The organism is Marinobacterium sp. MBR-111 (assembly GCF_040547585.1).
In the GTDB taxonomy this organism is placed as follows: Bacteria; Pseudomonadota; Gammaproteobacteria; order Pseudomonadales; family Balneatricaceae; genus Marinobacterium; species Marinobacterium iners.
Genome location: NZ_JBEPQA010000008.1, coordinates 65,447 through 87,523 on the forward strand (window position 1 = coordinate 65,447; position 22,077 = coordinate 87,523).

Genomic DNA, 22,077 nt, shown 5'->3' on the forward strand with positions numbered 1-22,077 from the left:
TCGAGTCACAAGACCCAGACGGAGTGGCGGGGGCAGGCTCAGGCCTGAAACAGGAAGTTGGCGATCAGTTCCTTGCCGCCTTCGGTGGCGAAGGATTCGGGGTGGAACTGGATGCCGTGTATCGGGTACTCGCGGTGGCGAACCCCCATGATCTCGAAGTCGCCGCCCTGATGGATGCGGGCATGGTCGGTGAAACTGTCCACAGGCAGGTCGCCCACCACGGCGGTCACATCCAGACACTCCGGCAGGCTTTCCGCCTCGGCCATCAGGGAGTGATAGCGCATGATTTCCAGCTGATCCGGGGTATTGGCGAACACGCCTTCGGCGGTGTGACGGATCGGGCTGATCTTGCCGTGCATCGGCAGCGGCGCCTTGACCACCTTGCCGCCGAACACATGCACGATGCCCTGCATGCCGAGGCACACGCCGAGCAACGGGATTTGCGGCCCCAGCTCGCGGATTATCTCGGCACAGACGCCAAAGTAGGCCGGGTCTTCCGGCGAGCCCGGCCCTGGGGAGATGATGATGCGGTCCGGCGCGGCGGCACGTAAATCGGTCAGGGTTACTTCATCGTTGCGCTTGACCACAATCTCGAAACTGTCGAGACGCCCCTGATGCTGCTCGGTGCTCAGAATCTCGCCGATATACTGGTAGAGGTTGTAGGTGAAGGAGTCGTAGTTGTCGATGATATAGACCTTCATGCCTTGGCCTCCGCGGTGAACTGATCCAGAACCTTCTTGGTGCCGGCGAACTTGCGCCGGATCTCTTCGTATTCGTCCTCCGGGTTGGAGTCATAGACGTTGCCGCCGCAGGTCTGCACGTAGGCGTTCTCGCCGTTGGCGAATACGGTGCGGATAGGGATGGCGAAGGTACAGTCACCGTTGAACGAGAAGTGACCTACGGCACCGCCGTAGGGACCACGACCGTCCGATTCCAGATCATCGATGATCTTCATCGCCTCGATCTTGGGCGCACCGGTCAGAGTTCCGGCAGGAAAGTTGCTGGCCAGTGCCGAGAACATGTCGTGATCTTCAGCGATAATGCCGACTATTTCGCTGGAAATGTGCTGTACGTGGCTGAACCGCTTGATATCCATCAGGCTGCGCACCTTTACCGTGCCGAAGCGGGCCACGCGGCCTATGTCGTTGCGGTGCAGGTCCACGATCATGTTGTGCTCGGCGATCTCTTTCGGATCGTTCAGCAGAGCACGGGCGTATTGGGTGTCTTCCACCGCGTTGGCACCACGCTTGGTGGTACCGGCCAGCGGGAAGGTTTCCATCTCGCCCTGACGCAGACGGAACAGCAGTTCGGGGCTGGCGCCGATCAGCTTCTGCTCGCCGAATTTGACGTAGTACATCTGCGGCGAGGGGTTCACCTCGCGCAACTGTTCGTACAGGTTGATGCTGTCGCCTTCCAGACGGAAGCGCTTCTTGAACCCCACCTCGCACTGGAAAATCTTGCCGTCGATGATGTCCTGCTTCACCTTCATCACCGCAGCGGCATGCTCGGCCTGGGTCATGGTTTCGCCCATGGGCGTTACCGTCAGCGGGCCGTTTTCCACTGCAGGTTCGGCCAGAATCTGCTCGATCATCGCCATGCGGCTGTCATCATAGTGGAAATAGATCACCTCGCCGGTCATCTTGTCGAGGATCAAGCCATCCTTGAACACGCCGAAACGGAACACATCGAACATGTCGCTGTGTTGCAGGTTCAGGCTTGGCTCAAAGTAGTTCATGCAGTCGTAGCCGATATAGCCGGTCAGGCCGCCGGCATACTTCCGCGAAATGATGTTCTGCGGCACGATCTCGCGCAGCAGATAGTAGGGGTTGTCACTGGCGTAGCTTTGTACTTCACCGTCGCGGCCCTGCACATGCAACTCGCCTTTGGTAGCCCAGAGGATCTGCTTCGGATCAAAGCCGATGATGGAGTGGCGCGAGATGAAGCTCTCCTCGCCCAGTGACTCCAGCATGAAGCAGTTGTCGAAGCGTTTCTCAATCTTCTTGAACAGACCAAAGAAGTCGATGTCTGCCGCCAGTGTGACGTAATGTGGCTTGCGCGGCAGTGTGATGCGGGCCGGTTTCTGGCTCATGTTAGCCTCTGTTGCTGTTTGATCTTCAGGGCACGCGCCCCGCGAGTGACGGTGGCGATACCGACGCCGAGCTGCTTGGCAATCTCCCGCTGCGGCACGCCGGCTTCCAGCATGCGCAGAATCTGCAGCCGGTTGCAGACCTCGGTCAGTTCAGCCGGAGTCAGCAGATCGCGCAGGGCTTCTTCAAGGGAGTCCCGACTCCGCATTTGCAGCAGGTGATCGAGCAGCTCATTCAAGTGGATTGTATTCATGTACTAGTACGGTATCACAATGCGGGGTAGGGTCAATCGGAATTTGTGCCGCACCAAACAGTGAAGCTCGATTGCCAGCAGGGCAGGCCCTTGATCATACCCCTCTGAAATACTGCCCCGGTGATTTCCCCAACGCTTTCCTGAACATTGCCACAAAAGCGCTTGGGCTGCGGTAGCCCAGCTCCAGCGCCACGTTCATGACCGACTCACCCCGCCCCAAACGGTCCACGGCTTCATGCAGCAACAGCTGGCGACGCCACTGCTGAAAGGTCATGCCTGTTTCGCGAATGAACAGTCGCCGCAAGGTGCGCTCGCTGGCGCCGACTTTGGTGGCCCAGTAACCGAGACGGGTATCGGTCTCAGGCTGGTCAATCATGTGCTGCATCACGCGTTGCAAGCGGCGGTCACTGGACATGGGCAGGTGAAGCCGTGACGGCTCCAGTGCCTCTAGTTGGTCGAGGATGACAGCGCAAATGCGGCTGGCTGCACTGTTCGGAGGGTAATCCTCGCCGAAATCGGCTACACGCAGTATCAGTTCGCGCAGCAGGGGTGAAACCTCGACCACACTGCACTGGTGGGGGAAGCGGTGAAGACAGGAGGGATCAATAAACAGATGACGAAGCTCCGAGGTAACTTCCGGGCTTACAGAGTGGCGAATACCGCCGGGTATCCATACGGCCTGAGAGGGCGGCACGATCCAGCTGCCATTGTCGGTATGGACCTTGATCACGCCAGAGGCGGCATAGGCGAGCTGACCACGGGGATGGCTGTGAAAATCGAACTCAAAGTTGCTCAGGATCAGGTCATGCAAGCCGAGTATCGGCCGCGCCGGGTCGACGATCATGCCCAGTTTTGACCGAAAACGTGTGGGTGCAAGAGTATGACGCAGGCTTATATGTCCGATATTCTATATTGATTGTCAATTTGTCGACTTAAACTCTAGCGCTTCTCTGTCACAATCACCAGAGTCCAGTCACCGGATAGAGAGCTAACATGACCATCCCTCTGCAGCGCTCACAACTGATTGCACTGATCCTGATCCCCTTGCTGTCAGCTCTGCTGTTGCTCACACCGGTTGCAGAGCTGTTTACCGGCCAGCAGCAGCTGTCGGCTCTGCTGATTATGTCGGGTATGGTGCTGTTTGCCACCGGTGCACTGCCGGAGTTCGTTAGTGCTCTGTTGGTACTGGTGCTGGCCATGCTGCTGTCGCTGGCACCGGCGGAAGTCGTTTTTTCGGGCCTGACCTCGACAGCCTGCTGGCTGATTTTTTCAGGTCTGGTGATCGGTATCGCGATAGCGGAAACCGGCCTGGCACGGCGCATCTCTGACCGCTTCACTCGTTACCTGGACAGCAGTTATGCACAGCTGATTACCGGCATCGTCTTCATGGGAGTGCTGCTGGGGTTTGTGATGCCTTCTTCAGTGGGGCGTGTGGTGCTTTTCATCCCGATTGCGTTGGCGATCGCTGAAAACTGCGGTTTTGCCAGAGGCAGCAAGGGCCATTACGGCGTATTGCTGGCAGCGGCCTTTGGCTGTCACCTGCCCACCTTTGCAATTCTTCCGGCCAATATCCCGAACATGATCATGATCGGTTCAGCCGAGAGTATCCACGGATGGACGCCGATGTTCACCGAGTATCTGTTGCTGCATTTCCCGGTGCTGGGTCTGTTGAAGGCGATGCTGTTGATTGGGGTGATCCTGCTGCTGTATCCGGATACCCCTCGGCGCACAGCGCCGGTCAGCCGTAACGGAGGGTTCAGCTTCAGAGAAAGCCGACTGATGTTGATTATGCTGACAACGCTCGGATTCTGGCTGACAGATTCCATACACCACATCTCGGCGGCCTGGATCGGGCTGGCGGCGGCTACCGTTCTGTTGCTGCCCGGCGTGGGAATGGTGTCGCCCAAGAGTTTCAATGACAAGGTGAATATCAGCTCGATTTTGGTTGTGGCCGGGCTGTTGGGCATTGCCAGCTTGATCAACTACAGCCAGATCAGCCAGGTGGTGGGGGAACGGGTGCTCGACTGGTTGCCGCTGGAGCCGGGCCGTGATGCGGTCAACTTTTTCTCCCTGTCGCTGGCGGCGATGCTGACCGGGGTGGTAGCCACCCTTGCGGGAGTGCCTGCTACCCTGACCCCGCTAGCCGGGCAGATCAGTCAGATGACGGGTTTCAGCCTGGAGGCGGTATTGATGACCCAGGTGTTTGGCTTTTCGACCATCGTGTTCACCTATCAATCCGTGCCACTGATGATGGCGATGCCGCTGGCGGGGATCTCAATCGGGCATGCCGCTCGGCTGTGTCTGATTCTGGCCGCGCTGACGGTGGTGGTTTTGTTGCCACTGGATTATCTCTGGTGGCAGCTGCTGGGCTGGATCTAGCGTCGAAACAGCTGCGGATTGCGGGCGACGAAAGCGTCGATCCAGCGTTCAAGCAGCGATTTCTGACCCGGATTTTTCAAGTAGCGCCAGCCCAGTATGGAAATGACCAGTGCGCCGACAGCATCCACGATCAGGTCCCACATGGTGTCGGTCAATCCGGAGGGGTCCCCCAGCATTGGCTTTTGCATGTTCATGCCGAGCAGGGAGTCCATGGCAAACTCGAGAATTTCCCAGAGCGCACCCATGCCGAGGGCAAACATAAAGGCAAAAAAGGCGACAAAGCCGGGCTTCATATGGACATGGATGTCATCAATCTCATTCATGATGTGCACCAGCAAAAAGCCGACAATTCCCAGCAGAAAGCCGGAAAGCGTGTGCAGCGCCATATCCCACCACCAGAAGCGGGTGTAGTAATCACGAATCTCACCCAAAAACAGGGATGCAAACACAAAGCAGATTGCGGCCAGCTGCAGATCCGGTGGAATATGAATTCTGAAACGGCGCTCAAACACCAGTGGCAGAAGTGTGATCAGAATGATCATGCTGCTGAGAAAGGCGGTAAACCAGCGCTGGCTCCAGACGGCCAGCACTGCCTCCAGCAACAGTATCAGCTGCAGTACCAGTGTGATTCTTTGGTGAGTGATGCGAATCCTCATGGGGTATCCCTGTACTCCCTTGTGGGGTCATTGGCTCAACGCTCGGATATACTCTCAGCATAACGCGTTTGTGTAGCCTTGGAGATAGCCTGTGTCACGATTGTACGTTTACGACCACTGCCCCTTTTGCATTCGCACCCTGATGGTGGCGCACTACCGACAGGTCAGCGATCTTGAGCAGGTGGTGTTGCTCAATGATGATGAGGCGAGCTGCCAGCGTCTGATCGGCAAGAAGATGGTGCCGATCTTTGAGCATCAGGGTGTGGCCATAGGTGAGAGCATGGATATTGCCAAGCTGCTGGATGAGCTGGGGGACGGGCCCAAAACGCTGCGCCCATTGCAACTGGCTGAAGCGATCCAGCCTCGGCTGCAGCCGGTTCAGGCGCACAGCTGGGCGCTGACATTTCCCCGAGTGACTCACATCGGTATGAAAACCTTCGCAACTGAATCGGCGCGGGACTACTTCCGTCACAACAAGGAAGCGATGTTGGGGCACAGCTTTGAGCAGGCGCTGGCTGAAACCGAAGCGCATAAGGCTGTTATCGAGCGTGTGTTGGCGGAACTGCCGCCGTTAACGCTGCCGTCAGAGCAAGGCCACACCTTGAGCTGGAACGATGTTATGAATTTTCCGCCGTTGCAGTATCTCACGATGGTGAAAGGCCTGACGTTTCCGCCACGGTTGCAACAGTGGTTGCAGGAGGTCGCCGAGCTGGGTGGTGTAGATCTGTATTTTGATCGTGCGATTTAAGGTGAAGCGAATGAACATTAAAGCTGTCTTGCTGGGTGTGGTGTTGGGTGTGTCGATACCACCCGTGATGGCCGAGTCGGATCTGGACGCCGCCATTGAGTACCGCCAGGGTGTGTTCACGGCGATGGAGTGGAATCTTGGGCCACTGGCCGCGATGGCGCAGGGGCGGGTGGCGTTTGATGCCGAAGAGTTCGCGCAGCGTTCTGAACGGCTGGTATTCCTCAGTCATCTCACGGGGGAAGGCTTCACGGATCCGGCGAGCGGTCGAAGCAGCCACGTGGAAACAAGAGCGTCATGGCAGATATGGGAGGCAAAATCGCGCTTCGACAACCTGATGAGTGAGATGCAGGTTCGCCTGATGACATTGAATGAAGCGGCTTCACAGGGGCAGGGGCGCGAACAACTGAGGCCGCTGCTGGGGCGTGTGGCACAAAGCTGCAAGGCCTGCCATGACAAGTTCAGGGACTGATCAGGCATAGCGTTTATTCATAAACAAAAGCCCCGCCGACTCTCGCCTGCGGGGCTTTTGTTGCATGCACGATTGAAGCTGGATCAGCCGGCCTGCTTGGCCTTCAGCTCCAGACGACGACGGTGCAGCACCGGCTCGGTGTAGCCGCTGGGCTGTTCACAACCCTTGAGCACCAGTTCGCAGGCAGCCTGGAACGCGATGCTGTCATCGAAGTTGGGCGCCATCGGCTGATACAGGGCATCACCGGCGTTTTGACGATCTACCACCGCAGCCATGCGCTGCAGGGTTTCCATCACCTGCTCTTCAGTGCAAATGCCGTGGTGTAGCCAGTTGGCAATGTGCTGGCTGGATATACGCAGGGTTGCACGGTCTTCCATCAGGCCCACATCGTTGATGTCCGGCACCTTGGAGCAGCCCACACCCTGATCGACCCAGCGCACCACGTAACCGAGGATGCCCTGAGCATTGTTGTCCAGCTCCTGCTGAATCTCTTCGGCACTCCAACTCGGATTCTGTGCCACCGGAATGGTCAGAATATCGTCCAGGCTGGCGCGGGTGCGACTTTTCAGCTCCTGCTGGCGAGCAAACACGTCCACCTGGTGATAGTGCAGGGCGTGCAAGGCAGCGGCCGTCGGGGACGGAACCCAGGCGGTGTTGGCACCGGCCAGCGGGTGACCGATCTTCTGTTCCAGCATGTTAGCCATCAGATCAGGCATCGCCCACATGCCCTTGCCGATCTGGGCACGACCACTGAGGCCACAGGCCAAGCCGGTGTCGACGTTCCAGTCTTCGTAAGCCTTGATCCAGGCCGCGCCTTTCATGTCGCCCTTGCGAATCATCGGGCCGGCTTCCATAGAAGTGTGGATCTCGTCACCGGTACGGTCGAGGAAGCCGGTGTTGATGAACACCACGCGTTCCTTGGCGGCACGGATACATTCTTTCAGGTTGACGGTGGTGCGGCGCTCCTCGTCCATGATGCCCATCTTCATGGTGAAGCGGGGCAGGCCAAGGGCGTCTTCCACACGGCTGAACAGTTCGTTGGCGAAGGCTACTTCTTCCGGGCCGTGCATTTTCGGCTTCACGATGTAGATGGAGCCGGTGGTGGCGTTGCGGAACGGGCCGTTGCCCTTGATATCGTGCAGTGAAATCAGGGTGGTGACCACGCCATCCATGATGCCTTCAGGGATCTCGTTGCCGTCGCGGTCGATGATGGCCGGGTTGGTCATCAGGTGGCCCACGTTGCGCACGAACATCAGGCTGCGGCCTTTCAACGCCAGGCTGCCGCCATTTGCAGCAGTGTACTCGCGATCCGGGTTCATGCGGCGAGTGAAGGTTTTGTCACCTTTCTGGATCTCTTCCGTCAGGGTGCCTTGCATCAGCCCCAGCCAGTTGCGATAGGCCAGTACCTTGTCTTCGGCATCCACGGCGGCAACCGAATCTTCGCAGTCCATGATGGTGGTCAGCGCCGCTTCCATCAGGATGTCCTTGACGCCGGCGGCATCGGACTTGCCGATCTGGCTGTCGCGGTCGATCTGGATTTCGAAATGCAGACCGTTGTGCTGGATCAGAATGGCGGTCGGGTTGCTGGCGCTGCCGTTGTAGCCGATCAGCTGGGCACTGTCCTTAAGACCGGTTTCACCACCATCACGCAGCACAACACACAGCTGGCCGTTCTGAATGCTGTAGCCGGCCGAATCCTTGTGCGATGCATCCTTGAGCGGGGCGCTCTGATCAAGGAAGTCACGACCGAAGGCGATTACCTTGGCGCCACGAGCCGGGTTGTAGCCCTGCCCCTTCTCGGCACCGTTCGCTTCCGATATGGCATCGGTGCCGTACAGTGCATCGTACAGGCTACCCCATCGGGCGTTGGCCGCGTTCAGTGCGTAACGGGCGTTCATCACCGGTACGACCAGCTGGGGGCCGGCCATGGTAGCCATTTCCGGGTCCACGTTCTCGGTGGTGGCGGTGAAGTCTTCACCTTCGGGCAGCAGATACCCGATCTCCTGCAGGAAGGATTTGTAGGCATCAAAACTGAAGGCAGTGCCACGGTTGTCGCGGTGCCAGGCATCGATCTGTGCCTGCAAGGCATCACGTTTGGCCAGCAGCTCACGGTTACGCGGTGCGAGGTCGTGCACGATGCTGTCGAAGCGGCTCCAGAACTGCTCCACCTCGACGCCGGTGCCCGGCAGTGCTTCAGTGTTGATGAAATCGTAAAGCTCTTTGGCGACCTGCAGGCCACCGACCTGTACCCGTTGGCTCATCTTCTTGCCCCAATTGATTGAATCATCTGCTCCGGTGCAGTCCGGCAGCAGCAGGAATAACTGTCCATCAAAGGATTGTGCATTGCGAAAATAGCGCAAAAAAACGCGCCTGTCCCGCGTTTGCGCCTAAAGTATGAAGAAGTGGCTCAATGGTGGGGTTTTAGTGAAAGATCGCGGGTTGTTGACAGTTTTTCGCGAATGTTTGGTTGTTTTTTTACAAGACGGTCAGTGTGTATTCCGGTATGTGTGCATCTGCACTGTACCGCCCCCTGCTTGTCGTAAATTTAGAACAACCGGCCCGCAGGCCGGTTGATGCACTCGCTTCCGCTGCAGCTCAGGCAGTTTCGGGGCCTGGGGTCGGCTTGGCGCGGTGCAGGTGTACATCCAGCTGCGGGAACGCGATCTCGATGCCGTTTTCATTGAACGTTTTGTTGATTGCCTTGTTCAGCTCATCCGTAACCGGGATGCGATCGGACATAGTGCTGACAAATACGCGCAGATCGATCTGCAGGCTGCTGTCGGCGAACTCTCTGAAATAGGCATCGGGTTCTGGATCATCAAGCACGCGCGGGTTGTTGTGCGCGACTTCCAGGAGCAGTTTTTCGGCCAGCTCCGCGTCGCTGCCATAGGCGATACCGATCTTGATTACGACCCGAGTAATGGCATCGCTGAGTGACCAGTTGATCAGCTGATTGGTGATGAACGTCTTGTTGGGGATGATCACCTCCTTGCGGTCCCAGTCGGTGATGGTGGTAGCGCGTATTTGGATGCGTGACACGGTACCGGTGACATTGCCCAGCGTGACGGTATCACCGATCCGGACCGGTTTTTCAAACAGGATGATCAGGCCCGAGACAAAGTTGGCCACAATTTCCTGCAAACCAAAGCCCAGACCCACACCCAGAGCGGCAATCAGCCATTGCAGCTTGCCCCATTCCAGCCCGAACTGGCTGATGGCAACCAGCACCCCAACCAGAATCAGGGTGTATTTCAGCAGGGTGGTGATGGCGTAGCTGGTACCGGGTGTCAGATCGAGGTGGCGCAGGGCCAGCAGCTCCAGCAGCCCCGGCAGGTTCTGGGCCGCCATAATGCTGATCCATAGCACTAGTAACCCCAGGATAAGATCACGCAGCGTGACATGGGTGAGTATCTGTTCCGCCCCCTGCTGAGAGAGGCTGCTCCAGAGCTGTACACTTTCCAGTACCTGCAGTGTCGGCAGGAAGTCGCCCAGTGTTAGCCACAGCATGATGCCCAGCAGCAGCAGGGTAAGGCTTTTCAGCAGTATCCGAGACTGATCGGAGATGGTCTGCAGATCAAGATAGTTTTCCTTTAGCGGTGCACTGTTGTCTTCGCTGTTTTCGCGTGCGGCCACGAGCTCGGCCCTGCGAGCGCGGGCGCGGCTAAACGCCAGACGGCGCTCGGCGATCAACAGCCAGCGCAGGCCGAGCTTGAACACCAGAAAGGCGCCCAGCACCTGCAGAATCACCACCAGCAGGATCAGCATGAAGAACAGTGCGGTGAGGATATAGCCCCAGACACCGAGCAGGAACATGGCGATGTTGAACAGAATCAACATCGCGATCCAAAGGTGGGCGCTCTGCCACCAGCGTCGGCCCTGTGTCATCTGATTCAACTCATGGCTGACACGCCAGATACCGCGCCAGAACAGAATCAGGGAAAGTGTCAGCAGCAGGAAGATCAGCCGCCCCAGACCGGTTTGCAGTTCGGGAGAGTTGTAGCTGTCGATCAGCAGCCACAGACTCAGTAACGGGGTGCCAAGCCAGAACAGCAGATGCAGCTGTCGTTTCAGGCGTTTGGCAAGCGCTTCGGGGGTTGCAAAATGACCGCAGAAAAGGCCATCAGGGACCCTCAGCCACTGCAGTACAGTGCCGTACAACAGCAGACTGGCAGCCCAGAGCAGCATCAGCTGTTGCAGCGCAAAGTGATCGGGGTGCGATGGATTGAGGCTGTGTTCGCGTAACAGAATCAACAGCAGCGGCAAGGGGGCCGCAATCAAAGGAGCGAGCAGACACAGACGCAATGTGCGGGCAAAACGGTCATGCACTACGTTGCCCAGCTCGCGTACCCAGCGGGCGCGATTCTGGCGCTGATAGCGCTGCAGCCAGAATGCCAACAACAGGCTCATGACGAACATGATCACGCTCAACCCCAGTTGCGGAGTCTCATTCCAAACCGCGGTTTGTGGCATGGGCTTCAGTTGCTGTGACAGCAAGCTGAAGCCGGAGACAACCTGCCCAGGCCAGGAGGCAGATATGGGGGTGACCACCGGCAGCCACAGCAACTGGCGTGCAATCAGGCCTCGAGCCTGTGAAATACGCTCATTGAGCTGTTCCTGAACGGTTAGAAGTTGTGACAACTCACCGATCAGTTGTTGCCGGCGCTCCTGTATCCGGCTGAGCAGGTTTTCCTGACTGGCTTGCAGCTGCGTCAGCTGTTGCTGTTGTGCAGCGGACAGGGAAGCCTGTTCGGTGTTGGTCTGTGCATCCTGCTGTGCCCGCAAACGGTTGAAGTCGAGACTGCCAAGGCGTAAGGAATTCAGCATCTGCCGTGTGGACAGCGTGTCGACCGGTCGTGACAGGGACTGGGTGAAACGGCGCAACTCATAGCTGGCGCTGTAACTGTCCAGCTCCAGCTGTTGCTGGACGGTTTTGAGACTTTGGCTGACCAGGTTCAACTCCTGCTCCAGCGCATTGCGGCTGCGGGTAGCGGCGGCACTGCGCTCGTTGAGCTGCCCCAGCTGCTCGGTCAGTTCGCGATTGCGCTCGATCAACTCCCGTATCGGCCCGGGCTGCGTGGCTTCGGCACCTGCCTGAATCAGGTTGCTCAGGGTGTTTTGCAGTTCATCTTGTCGCTTCTGCTCCAACAGCTGCTGCATCTGCGTCAGCTGTTCGCTCTCGGCGGTCAGCTGCTGCTGCAAATGACGCAGTTCCAGCCGGGCGCGTTCGCTTTCACCCGGCAGTGCCAGCAACTCCAGCTCCAGTGCCTGTATCTGGCTGTTGTGGCGTTCCTGCAGTGCATTTTTCAGCTGCAGACGTGCATCGGTCAGCTGGCGGTCGCCGTCACCGGGAAAGTCAGGAATGCGAGGTGATGTCTGTTTCAAGTCTGCCAGCTGCTCACGCAGGGACACCAGCTTCTGCTCATTGAGTTCTGTCTGCTGCAACAGCTGGTCACGGCGCTGCTCCAGCTGCAGCAGAGCGGCCCGCTTAAGGGTCAAGCGTTGCTCAAGACTGACCGTATCGAGAGCCTGCAATGACTGCATGTCGATCGGTGTAAGGGGACGTTCCAGTTGGCTTTGCTGTTCTTCCAGTGCGGCGGGTTGACGTTCGAGCTGCTGCTGCAGGGCTTCGGCACGTTGCTGATATTGCTGCTGATCCTTGATGGCGCTCAGGGTGCGCTGATAAATATCGCGCAATGGGGGCTGGCCACTTTCATCCTGGCTGAGCTGCTCAATTTGTCTTTCCAGCTGCGTTACCAGTTCTGGCGTTGCCGCCGAAAGAGAGGTGGCCAGCCCCAGCAGAAGAAACACTATCGGCGTCAGCAGTATTGATCGGATCATCCAGGAAGTCCGCACAGGGTCTAGGAACAGGAAGGCACAATGCCCTTTCGAGCATTCTAGCGTGACTCAGTGAATTTTAGCTGACTGTGACACGGTTTGGTGTGGCAGGGAAGGTGGTTAAGGTTGAACACGTTCCAAACGCAAAAGGCAGGCCGAGGAGGCCTGCCTTTCAAAACAGCACCGGAAAGATGATCAGAACAGGCGGCGGCAGCGGATGGTGCCGTTGACCTGCTGCAGTTTTTCCAGTGCCAGTTTGGAGTAGTCAGCGTCCACATCGATCACCACGTAGCCAACCTTGTCGTTGGTCTGCAGGTACTGGCCGGAGATGTTGATGCCGTTTTCGGAGAACACGGTGTTGATCTGGCTGAGCACCCCCGGGATGTTCTCGTGTACGTGCAGCAGGCGGTGCTTGTTCGGATGCTCCGGCAGTGCCACTTCCGGGAAGTTGACAGAGGTGATGGAAGAACCGTTGTCGCTGTACTTGATCAGCTTTTCGGCCACTTCATAACCGATGTTTTCCTGTGCTTCCATGGTGGAGCCGCCCACGTGCGGGGTCAGGATCACATTGTCGAACTCACGCAGCGGGCTGATGAACTCGTCATTGTTGGTGCGCGGCTCGACCGGGAATACGTCGATGGCGGCGCCCAGCAGTTTGCCGGCTTTCAGAGCTTCACACAGGGCATCAATATCGACCACGGTTCCGCGTGCGGCGTTGATGAAGATCGCATCCTGTTTGATCTGGTCAAACTGGGTGGCGCCCATCATGTTCTTGGTCGACGGCAGTTCAGGTACATGCAGGGTGACGATGTCACACATGCCCAGCAGTTCAGGCATTGAACTGACCTGTTTGGCGTTGCCCAGCGGCAGCTTGGTGACGACATCATAGAAGTAGACATCCATGCCCAGGCCTTCGGCCAGCACGCTCAGCTGGGAGCCGATACTGCCGTAGCCGACGATACCCAGCTTCTTGCCACGGATTTCATAGGAGTTGTTGGCGCTTTTGAGCCACACGCCGCGATGTGCCTTGGCGTTCTTTTCGGCCACGCCGCGCAGCAGGATGATCGCTTCGGCCAGTACGAGCTCGGCCACGGAGCGAGTGTTGGAGTAGGGCGCGTTGAATACCGCAATACCGCCTTCAGTGGCAGCTTGCAGGTCGACCTGGTTGGTACCGATGCAGAAGCAACCCACGGCAACCAGTTTTTCGGCCGCTTCGAATACCTTACGGGTCAGCTGGGTGCGGGAGCGGATGCCGACAAAATGGGCGTCGCGCACCTTCTCGATCAGCTCTTCTTCGGGCAGTGATCCGGTGTGGAATTCGATGTTGGTGTAGCCCTGCGCGTTCAGCGTGTCGATCGCGGACTGGTGCACGCCTTCCAGCAACAGAATCCGGATCTTGCTCTTATCCAGAGAAGTAGTTTTGCTCATCGTCTGTGACTCATGCTGCAGCTGGGCGGTAAGTCGACCAGCCGGGAAAATTAAAGCGGGGATTCTAGCATAAACCTGCACCGCTTGTGTGCCGGGACAGTGCGTTGCAGGCGGGAAAAATATTCAGCCGTGCTTGAATGAAAATGCAGCAGGGAGCCGGACAGACCGGCTCCGGTACGCTCAGCTGTAGTAGCAAAGGTAGGCGGTCGGTGTCTTGACCTGCAGGTCGAAGGAGTCGCCGGCCGTGATGTTGAACTCGGTTCCGGCCGGAAATGAGGTCCACTCTTCGCTGCCCGGCAGGCGCACGATCAGCTCGCCTGCGGTGACAATCATGCGCTCGTTCTGGCTGGTACCGAAAGTGTATTCGCCGGTGGCCATGACGCCGGATGTGGCGGGGCCTGCAGGAGTTTCAAACGCGATGGAGACGACCTTGCCGTCGAAGTAGCTGTTGGTGCTGAGCATGTGCTCTCCTTAAAACAGAGGCCATGAGGCCGGGATAATGGGACAGCATGATAATCCTGACGGCAGCGGCTGTCATCAGCCGTTGCCGGCCTGCTCCAATACGAAATCGACAAAGGTGCGGTTGGCACGTGACAGCAGATGGCCCTTACGCCAGGCCAAAGACAGATCAAGCCAGACCGGCTGCTCAAAGGGCAAGGCGATCAGCTGTGGGTCGTCGGCTACTACCATCTCCAACAGGGTGGTGATGCCAAAGCCGTGGCTGACGATCTGTTTGATCAATGGAATCAGGTTGGTTTCAAAACCGATATGGGGGCTGACGCCGGCTTCGGCGCTGAGCCGGTCGATCACTTCACGGTGAAAGTATCCTTCCTTGAACAGGACCAGCTCCTCAGTGAAAAAGGCGTCATAGCTGATGTTGTTACGCGTGGCCAATGGGTGATCCGTCGGCATGATGGCCATCATCTGGGCCTGGAAGAAACTGTGGGTTTCCAGATCATCCGGCGGCGTATCCGCCACGATGACGCCCATATCGATCTCGCCGCGATGAATCATCTGCTGCAGCTGCCGCGTTCCGGCTTCAACCACTTCCAGCCGCAGCTGTGGGTAACGATGGCGAAAAGCCATCAAAATGGGCGGGAAGTAATAGGACCCCAACATACCGGGCACACCGACGCGCACTTCACCGCGTTCCAGCGCATGCAGCTCATGCATCTCGCGCTCGGCATCCCGTACCGCCTGCAGAATGGCTCGGGCATGACGCAGCAGCACCTGACCTTCATCGGTGAGGCTGACACGGCGTTCATTGCGATGAAACAGCTGCAGTTGCAGCGACTGTTCCAGCTTGCGAATCGCCATGCTGACGGCGGGTTGAGCGACATGCAGCTGCTCGGCAGCAGCACTGAAGCCGCCCAGTTCAGCCACGGTCATGAAGTAACGTAGACTGCGGACATCCATATAAGAGTTTCTTATGTATTGGATAATAACTATATATTTTATTGATCATATCCCGGCTGTTAGGGTGACACCAGTTTTTACCATCTGGAGTACTGCATGATCGAGTCCGGCAATCCCCTGTTCTGGCGTGCCACACTGGCGCTCTGTTTGGGGTCGTTCATGATTTTTGCCAATGTCTATGTGACCCAGCCGCTGCTGCCGATGCTGGCGCAGGCATTTGATGTGTCACCTTTGGCGGCGGGATGGACCTTTACCGTCACCACTTTGACGCTGGGGCTGTCATTGCTGTTCTGGGGGCCGTTATCGGATGCTCTGGGACGTCGCTGGATCATGCTGTTAACCATGAGTGGCGCAACGCTGCTGACACTGCTGCTGTCGTTTACCAAAGATTACACCAGCATGCTGGTGTTGCGTGCAGTGCAGGGGATACTGCTGGCAGGCCTGCCGGCTATCGCCATTGCATGGATGGGAGATGAGTTCAGCCGCAAGGCGATGTTGCTGGCAGTCGGGCTCTATATCGGTGGCAACAGTCTTGGCGGGATTAGCGGCCGCCTGATAGGTGGCTTTGTGGGTGACTGGCTGGGCTGGTCTGAAGCATTTCTGGTCATGACACTGCTGAGCATCATCTGTCTGCTGCTGTTTGCCCTGTTGCTGCCACCGTCGCAACATTTTGAGCCGCGCCCGCTGCGGCCACGCCAGATGGCGGCTGATCTGGGCGGGCATCTGCGTAACCCACTGCTGTTGCTGGCGTACCTGATTGGCGGCTTCAACTTCTTCATCTTCGTGAATCAGTACAGCTATATCACCTTTGTACTGGCCGATGCGCCTTATAACCTGCCGGCAAGCCTTCTGGGCATGTTGTTTCTGACTTACCTGAGCGGCACGTTCGGCTCTTCCATATCGGGCAGGGCTGGGCAGCGCTGGTCGCAGCCGGTCTGTATGGCAGCGGGTACCCTGATCCTGATGCTGGGGTCGTTGCTGACACTGGTCGACTCCTTGTTGATGATCGTGCTGGGGTTGCTGGTCAATAGTTTCGGTTTTTTCTTTGCTCACTCCAGTGCCAGCAGCTGGGTGAGTCAGAATGCACAACGTGCCCGTGCCAGTGCTTCTTCTCTCTATCTGCTGTTTTACTACAGCGGCGCCAGTGCTGGTGGCTTTTACCTGAACCCGTTCTGGGAGTGGCTCGGCTGGCCAGGCGTTATTCTGGGCTCATGGCTGATCCTGTTGCTGACCTTCGGGCTCAGTATATGGTTGCGATCACTTAAGTCGGCGGTCGAGACAGGGCGTGATTCTGCTAAGATTGCGTTAGATGTCCAGCCGGAGCAGACGAAATGAGTTATCAACACCGCAACGCCGATGCCAGCCTGATTGAGTTACCCACAGGCAAGGTGGTGTGTGTCGGACGCAACTATGCCGACCATGCCAAAGAGCTGAACAACCCGGTGCCGACCGAGCCGATTCTGTTTATCAAACCGGTCACCTCGCTGGTACCGTTGGAAGAGCCCTTCGATATTCCTGCCGGTTTGGGCGCCGTGCATTTCGAGACTGAACTGGCGGTGCTGATTGGCGAAACTCTGACTCAGGCGGATGAACAGCGTGCCCAACGTGCCATTGCCGGTATTGGTGTAGGGCTGGATCTGACCCTGCGTGAAGTACAGGACCAGCTGAAACAGAAAGGGCATCCCTGGGAGAAATCAAAGGCATTTGATGGCGCCTGTCCACTGTCCGCCTTTCTGTCGCCGGCGACAGCCGGTGATCTGACCGATGTGCAGATCCGTTTAAGCGTCAACGGTGAGGTGCGTCAGGATGGTAACAGCGCCCGGATGCTCACTCCTGTGCTGAAGCTGCTGAGCTACATCAGCCAATGGTTTACGCTGCAGCCAGGCGATGTGGTGCTGACCGGTACGCCGGCAGGGGTTGGGCCGGTACGACCGGGCGACGAACTGCGGGTGGAACTGGTTGATCTTTTACGGGTCGATACCCGGGTCAACAATCACTGATACGTTCCGTACGGCGGCGCATGTTCAGATAGTGGCAGGATCAATCAAGGAGACATCATGCTCTGGTACAAAATGCTTCATATACTGGCAATGACCAGCTGGATGGCCGGTATTTTCTATCTGCCGCGTATTTTCGTGCACTACGTTGAAGGGCGTGAAGCCGGGCAGGATGTATCCCGGCTGGAGATCATGGCGCGCAAGCTCTATGGTTTCATGACGATCATGGCCGTGTTTACACTGGCGCTGGGACTTTGGCTTTGGCTGGGATATGGCTGGAGCGGTGGCTGGTTACACGCGAAACTGCTGTTTGTCGGTTTTCTGATCGGTTACCACTTCTGGTGTCGTGCCTATCTGAAACAGATGCAGCGCGGTGAGCTTAAACGCAGCGGGCGGTATTTCAGACTTTATAATGAACTGCCGCTGCTGATATTCATCCCAATTCTGATCTTCGTTGTGGTCAAACCCTTCTGAATTAAACCCTTCCGGTGCTTTCCGCTTCTGCATGGGGGCGGAATCGCCCTCTGAACCAACTGAGAGCCGGTTGTTCGATCAGCCGGTTAATCAGCATGGCCAATCCAACGGCCGCGACCAGCGCCAGTATAATTCCCACCCAGCCGGGCAATCCTGCACGGTCGGCGGCAGAGATAATGCCGTAGCCGATGTTCTGGTGCACCAGATACAGGCTGTAGGACAGGCGTCCCAGCCAGAGCAGGGGAGCTCGACACAGCCAGTCCAGCCGCCCGATTACGGCCAGCATGAAAATGCCGTAGCTGGCAAATACAACCAGGTTGAATGGTGTCTTGTAGCTGAGCAGGCTGTGCCCTATCGCCAGTGCCAGCAGTGCCTGCTCAGCAAGGTTTGGGCGGCCATGACGGTACCAGCGGTAGATCAGCATGCCGCTGATGAACAGCGGAGCGTAGCGAGTGAACAGCAAATCCTTGAGGATGAGCGCTAGGCTGTCAGGTATCTGTTTCCATGTCAGTACCGCTGCATAGCTGATCAGCACCCATCCCCATAACACTGGACGAATACGCTTCCAGTCACGCACCCCGTAGTGCAGCAGTGCGATCCAGACGTAAAAGGTGGCTTCGATCACAAGGCTCCAGTAGGCGCCGTCTACATGTTCAAGGCCCAGGTACTCATGCAGCAGGGTAGTGTTGAGCAGTGCCGTGCCGAGTCCCACTGCTCTGTCTGCCGGCCCCAGCCAGTGAACGCTGGCAAAGGTAAGTGCTATGCCTGCCCAGAGTGCTGGCAACAGGCGAAAGGCCCTAGCCATGGCAAACAGATGTGGGGCCGGGGTGCGCTCCAGGGTCATGAATATGACAAAACCGCTGAGCATGAAGAACAGATGTACCCCGTAGCGACCGGCTTCAACCAGTGCCCAGGGGGTAAAGTCATGCTCATAGAGACGGTCATACCAGTAGATGTAGTGGAACAGCACCACGGCCAATGCAGCGAGTCCGCGCAGTGCATCCAGTGCGCTAAGGCGATCACTACCGGCTATTGCCCTGTTCATGCAAAGGGTCTCGGGAAGGGCATCGAGGCGGGTCAGTCTTTGGCTGAGGCACGCAGCCGTTCAAGTCGGCTGATACGGGCGTCCAGTCGGTCAGTGGCGGCGCGCAGGGCATCAACCTCGTCCTGTGCGATTTCGATCTCGACTCGTGTGGGCAGCAATCGGGCTTCTTCGTGCAGGTACTCTTCCAGGCTGTGCATGAAGCCTGAGCCCGTGCGCTGCAGCTGCTGACCGGTATTGCGCATCAATTGTGCCAGCGGATGTGCCGCCGTATCGCCGATCAGATTTCCAAGCCAGGCTTCCCAATCGATTTGGCTATCGGCCAGAATTTGCTGCAGTGTGTGTGCCAGGCCGCTGTCGCCCTCGATACGAACGCCCTGCCCGAACAGAACCGCATTGCCGGCCGAGGGCAGGCGCATCAGGTTAAGTGCCGAGCCGTGCAGAGTAACATCGGCTGCCGTGGCATTTTGCCCCAGCAGGTCGATGCCCTGTGCGTGAGGGAGCAGATAGACCTGAAATTCGGGAGCGGTGCAATGAACGGCGATTTCGCGGCCAGACAGGGTTGCAAGTCGCTGCAGGGTTACCGGGTCCTGAGCCAGAATCCGGTTGAGACTTTCTTCTGCCAGTGTCAGCAGGGTTGCACCGATCATCCCCGTTACCATGCAGAGACCTCCGCTCAGGGCTTGATGCCGGTATGCAGCGCGACCACGCCGCCGGTCATGTTCTGGTAGCGACAGTTGACGAAGCCGGCCTGCTCCATCATCCCCTTGAGCGTTTCCTGATCTGGATGCTTGCGGATCGATTCGGCCAGGTAGCGGTAGCTGTCGGCATCACCTGCAACCACCTTGCCGATCTGCGGCAGGATGTTGAAGGAGTAAAAGTCATACAGTTTGGTAAAAGCCGGGTTATTGGTTTTGGAAAACTCCAGAATCATCAGCTTGCCGCCGGGTTTGAGGACCCGAAGCATGGAGGCGATCGCCGCATTCTGATCGGTCACGTTGCGCAGACCAAAGGCGATGGTGATGACATCAAAGGTGTTGTCATCAAACGGCAGGCATTCGGCGTTGGCCTGAACATATTCCACATTACCGCCCACGCCTGAATTCAGCAGCTTGTCGCGGCCCACCTTCAGCATGGAATCATTGATGTCGGCCAGTACAACCTTGCCCTCATGGCCGACCATGCGGGCAAACTTGCGCGTCAAATCACCGGTGCCGCCGGCAATGTCCAGCACCTTATGGCCCCGGCGCACACCGCTCTGATCGATCGTGATGCGTTTCCATAGACGATGAACACCGCCGGACATCAGGTCATTCATCAGGTCATATTTGCCTGCAACCGAGTGAAATACATCGGCCACGCGTTTTACCTTCTCTTCAACGGGTACATCCTGGTAGCCGAAGTGAGTGGTCTTGTTCTCTTTCTGCTCTGACATGCTGTTCTGTCCGACGTTTACTCTGATGGGATCATTCTACTCCGCGTATCGGCGTTTGTCGCACGCCGCTGGCTGCCACTTAACCGCGTGCGATCAGGCCGTTGTCGCGGGAGGCGCCGGCAGCCTTGAGCTGCTCCAGATAGCGCTGCCAGTAGTCAGCCTGATTATGAGCCAGATCATGCAGATATTCCCAGGTGTACAGCCCGGAGTCATGACCGTCATCAAACGTGATTTTCAGTGCATAGTTGCCAGCGGGCTCAACACCTTTGATACCCACATGTTTTTTGCCGGTCTGCAGTACGCCGTTGCCGATACCGTGACCTCGCACTTCGGCAGAGGGTGAGTGTACCCGCAAAAACTCGGCCGTGAGTTCAAAAGTACCATCGGCATAGACCAGCTCCAGGGTGCGTGACTTCAGGTGCAGGCGGATATCGGAGGGGAGGGGAACCTGTACGATCATGGTGGGGCTCCGGCAGACCGGGGCTCAGCAGCCCCGGTCGTGTCATTACAGATGGTTGTCAAAGGATATAGTGACTCAGGTCCTCATCCTGGCTGAGTTCACCAAGCTGCTCATCCACATACGCGGCATCGATCAGAACGGTTTCACCCGACTTGTCGGAGGCCATGTAGGACAGCTCATCCAGCAGTCGTTCCATCATGGTGTGCAGACGACGCGCACCGATATTCTCGGTTTTCTCGTTGACCTGGAACGCCAGCTCCGCAATGCGGGCGATGCCGTCATCGCTGAAATCGACACTGACCCCTTCTGTGGCCAGCAGCGCCTTGTACTGCTCGGTCAATGAGGCCTTGGGTTCGGTGAGAATGCGACGGAAGTCTTCGGGTGTCAGAGCATTCAGCTCGACGCGAATCGGCAGGCGGCCCTGCAGCTCGGGGATCAGATCGGACGGGCGTGCCAGATGGAAGGCACCGGAGGCGATAAACAGAATATGGTCGGTTTTCACCATGCCGTATTTGGTGCTGACGGTGCAGCCCTCGATTAGCGGCAACAGGTCGCGCTGTACCCCTTCGCGTGAGACGTCACCACTGCCGTTGTCGGAGCGCTTGCATACCTTGTCGATCTCGTCGAGGAACACGATACCGTTCTGTTCCACCATCTCGACCGCTTTCTGCTTGGTCTCTTCTTCCTTGACCAGAGCTGCGGCTTCCTCGTCGGTGAGCAGTTTGAACGCTTCCTTGACCTTCAGTCGGCGGCTTTTTTTGCGCTCCTGCCCCAGGTTGGAAAACATGTTTTGCAGCTGGCTGGTCATCTCTTCCATGCCCGGAGGTGCCATGATCTCGACGCCCACCTGTGGCTGAGCCACTTCGACATCGATCTCTTTGTCATCCAACTGGCCTTCACGCAGTTTCTTGCGGAATACCTGGCGAGTGGCGCTGTCGGTCTTGCTCGGCTGCGGTTCGTCACCGAAACCGGTCGGGCGGGCTGGCGGCAGCAGGGCGTCCAGAATGCGTTCTTCAGCGGCTTCCTCAGCACGGAAGCGCACCTGTTCCATCGCCTGCTCGCGCACCATCTTGACGGCCATCTCGGTCAGGTCACGCACAATGGTTTCCACGTCACGGCCCACGTAGCCCACTTCGGTGAACTTGGTGGCTTCGACCTTGATGAACGGAGCGTTTGCCAGTTTGGCCAGGCGGCGGGCTATTTCAGTCTTGCCCACGCCGGTGGGGCCGATCATCAGGATATTTTTTGGCGTTACTTCCGGTCGAAGATCTTCATTCAGCTGCATGCGGCGCCAGCGGTTGCGCAGCGCGATGGCGACAGAGCGCTTGGCATCGTCCTGACCGATGATGTGGCGGTTAAGCTCATGCACGATCTCGCGCGGGGTCATGTTGGACATAT

At 57.6% G+C, this 22,077-nt stretch carries 21 protein-coding genes; 6 read left to right on the forward strand and 15 right to left on the reverse strand.

Features of this window, described 5'->3' with window-relative positions; all coding sequences use genetic code 11:
• Positions 1 to 38 precede the first annotated feature (38 nt).
• The 4 genes from ABIE61_RS07935 to ABIE61_RS07950 all read right to left on the reverse strand — a co-directional run bounded on the left by ABIE61_RS07935 (position 39) and on the right by ABIE61_RS07950 (position 3,184).
• On the reverse strand, positions 39 to 701 hold the full coding sequence (locus tag ABIE61_RS07935; RefSeq protein ID WP_354408302.1) for an anthranilate synthase component II: 663 nt from the start codon (positions 699 to 701) through the stop codon (positions 39 to 41).
• Positions 698 to 2,089: an anthranilate synthase component I family protein gene (locus tag ABIE61_RS07940; protein ID WP_354408304.1), complete on the reverse strand. Its 1,392-nt coding sequence runs from the start codon at positions 2,087 to 2,089 to the stop codon at positions 698 to 700. The genes ABIE61_RS07935 and ABIE61_RS07940 overlap by 4 nt, the downstream gene beginning before the upstream one ends.
• The gene (locus tag ABIE61_RS07945; RefSeq protein ID WP_354408307.1) at positions 2,086 to 2,340 is read right to left on the reverse strand and encodes a Trp family transcriptional regulator; all 255 of its coding nucleotides are present in this window, start codon (positions 2,338 to 2,340) and stop codon (positions 2,086 to 2,088) included. Before ABIE61_RS07945 ends, ABIE61_RS07940 begins: the two co-directional genes overlap by 4 nt.
• Before the next feature lie 94 nt (positions 2,341 to 2,434).
• Positions 2,435 to 3,184, reverse strand: coding sequence for an AraC family transcriptional regulator (locus ABIE61_RS07950; RefSeq protein ID WP_354408309.1), 750 nt, complete (start codon positions 3,182 to 3,184; stop codon positions 2,435 to 2,437).
• 149 nt (positions 3,185 to 3,333) lie between these two features.
• Here ABIE61_RS07950 and ABIE61_RS07955 point away from each other — a divergent pair, with 149 nt between their 5' ends.
• A complete protein-coding gene (locus ABIE61_RS07955; RefSeq protein WP_354408311.1) occupies positions 3,334 to 4,719 on the forward strand; it encodes an SLC13 family permease in 1,386 nt (461 codons plus the stop codon).
• Here ABIE61_RS07955 and ABIE61_RS07960 read toward each other — a convergent pair.
• On the reverse strand, positions 4,716 to 5,375 hold the full coding sequence (locus tag ABIE61_RS07960; protein ID WP_354408313.1) for a DUF2238 domain-containing protein: 660 nt from the start codon (positions 5,373 to 5,375) through the stop codon (positions 4,716 to 4,718). The two genes, ABIE61_RS07955 and ABIE61_RS07960, sit on opposite strands and share 4 nt — an antisense overlap.
• Before the next feature lie 91 nt (positions 5,376 to 5,466).
• Here ABIE61_RS07960 and grxB point away from each other — a divergent pair, with 91 nt between their 5' ends.
• Positions 5,467 to 6,123: a glutaredoxin 2 gene (grxB, locus tag ABIE61_RS07965; protein ID WP_354408315.1), complete on the forward strand. Its 657-nt coding sequence runs from the start codon at positions 5,467 to 5,469 to the stop codon at positions 6,121 to 6,123.
• Positions 6,124 to 6,133: 10 nt separating this feature from the next.
• A complete protein-coding gene (locus ABIE61_RS07970; RefSeq protein WP_354408317.1) occupies positions 6,134 to 6,592 on the forward strand; it encodes a c-type cytochrome in 459 nt (152 codons plus the stop codon).
• 83 nt (positions 6,593 to 6,675) lie between these two features.
• Here the strand turns inward: ABIE61_RS07970 and ABIE61_RS07975 are convergent, their stop codons facing one another.
• From ABIE61_RS07975 to ABIE61_RS07995, 5 genes are all read right to left on the reverse strand, one after another.
• Positions 6,676 to 8,853 carry a malate synthase G gene (locus ABIE61_RS07975; RefSeq protein ID WP_354408406.1) on the reverse strand — a complete coding sequence of 726 codons (2,178 nt, stop codon included), beginning with the start codon at positions 8,851 to 8,853 and terminating at the stop codon, positions 6,676 to 6,678.
• Between the two features lie 334 nt (positions 8,854 to 9,187).
• On the reverse strand, positions 9,188 to 12,430 hold the full coding sequence (locus ABIE61_RS07980) for a mechanosensitive ion channel domain-containing protein (RefSeq protein WP_354408320.1): 3,243 nt from the start codon (positions 12,428 to 12,430) through the stop codon (positions 9,188 to 9,190).
• A 192-nt stretch (positions 12,431 to 12,622) separates the two neighbouring features.
• Positions 12,623 to 13,855, reverse strand: a complete 1,233-nt coding sequence (gene serA, locus ABIE61_RS07985; protein ID WP_354408323.1) for a phosphoglycerate dehydrogenase — start codon at positions 13,853 to 13,855, stop codon at positions 12,623 to 12,625.
• A gap of 180 nt (positions 13,856 to 14,035) precedes the next feature.
• The gene (ppnP, locus tag ABIE61_RS07990) at positions 14,036 to 14,317 is read right to left on the reverse strand and encodes a pyrimidine/purine nucleoside phosphorylase (protein WP_354408325.1); all 282 of its coding nucleotides are present in this window, start codon (positions 14,315 to 14,317) and stop codon (positions 14,036 to 14,038) included.
• A gap of 75 nt (positions 14,318 to 14,392) precedes the next feature.
• On the reverse strand, positions 14,393 to 15,271 hold the full coding sequence (locus ABIE61_RS07995; protein ID WP_354408327.1) for a LysR family transcriptional regulator: 879 nt from the start codon (positions 15,269 to 15,271) through the stop codon (positions 14,393 to 14,395).
• Positions 15,272 to 15,367: 96 nt separating this feature from the next.
• On the opposite strand from ABIE61_RS07995, the gene ABIE61_RS08000 reads away from it, so the two are divergent.
• From ABIE61_RS08000 to ABIE61_RS08010, 3 genes are read left to right on the forward strand one after another with little or no spacing between them, the layout of a single operon-like run.
• Positions 15,368 to 16,606, forward strand: coding sequence for an MFS transporter (locus tag ABIE61_RS08000; RefSeq protein WP_354408329.1), 1,239 nt, complete (start codon positions 15,368 to 15,370; stop codon positions 16,604 to 16,606).
• The gene (locus tag ABIE61_RS08005; protein WP_091827220.1) at positions 16,603 to 17,271 is read left to right on the forward strand and encodes a fumarylacetoacetate hydrolase family protein; all 669 of its coding nucleotides are present in this window, start codon (positions 16,603 to 16,605) and stop codon (positions 17,269 to 17,271) included. Before ABIE61_RS08000 ends, ABIE61_RS08005 begins: the two co-directional genes overlap by 4 nt.
• 57 nt (positions 17,272 to 17,328) lie before the next feature.
• The gene (locus ABIE61_RS08010) at positions 17,329 to 17,742 is read left to right on the forward strand and encodes a CopD family protein (RefSeq protein ID WP_354408333.1); all 414 of its coding nucleotides are present in this window, start codon (positions 17,329 to 17,331) and stop codon (positions 17,740 to 17,742) included.
• A gap of 1 nt (position 17,743) precedes the next feature.
• Here the strand turns inward: ABIE61_RS08010 and ABIE61_RS08015 are convergent, their stop codons facing one another.
• From ABIE61_RS08015 to hslU, 5 genes are all read right to left on the reverse strand, one after another.
• Complete coding sequence (locus ABIE61_RS08015; protein WP_354408335.1) at positions 17,744 to 18,787, reverse strand: acyltransferase family protein; 1,044 nt, start codon at positions 18,785 to 18,787, stop codon at positions 17,744 to 17,746.
• 32 nt (positions 18,788 to 18,819) lie between these two features.
• Positions 18,820 to 19,446, reverse strand: coding sequence for a ubiquinone biosynthesis accessory factor UbiJ (locus ABIE61_RS08020; RefSeq protein WP_354408338.1), 627 nt, complete (start codon positions 19,444 to 19,446; stop codon positions 18,820 to 18,822).
• 14 nt (positions 19,447 to 19,460) lie between these two features.
• Positions 19,461 to 20,219, reverse strand: coding sequence for a bifunctional demethylmenaquinone methyltransferase/2-methoxy-6-polyprenyl-1,4-benzoquinol methylase UbiE (gene ubiE / locus ABIE61_RS08025; RefSeq protein WP_091827224.1), 759 nt, complete (start codon positions 20,217 to 20,219; stop codon positions 19,461 to 19,463).
• Between the two features lie 79 nt (positions 20,220 to 20,298).
• Positions 20,299 to 20,679, reverse strand: a complete 381-nt coding sequence (locus tag ABIE61_RS08030) for a gamma-butyrobetaine hydroxylase family protein (RefSeq protein ID WP_354408342.1) — start codon at positions 20,677 to 20,679, stop codon at positions 20,299 to 20,301.
• Positions 20,680 to 20,737: 58 nt separating this feature from the next.
• Positions 20,738 to 22,075, reverse strand: coding sequence for an ATP-dependent protease ATPase subunit HslU (gene hslU / locus ABIE61_RS08035; RefSeq protein WP_354408345.1), 1,338 nt, complete (start codon positions 22,073 to 22,075; stop codon positions 20,738 to 20,740).
• Positions 22,076 to 22,077: the final 2 nt, after the last annotated feature.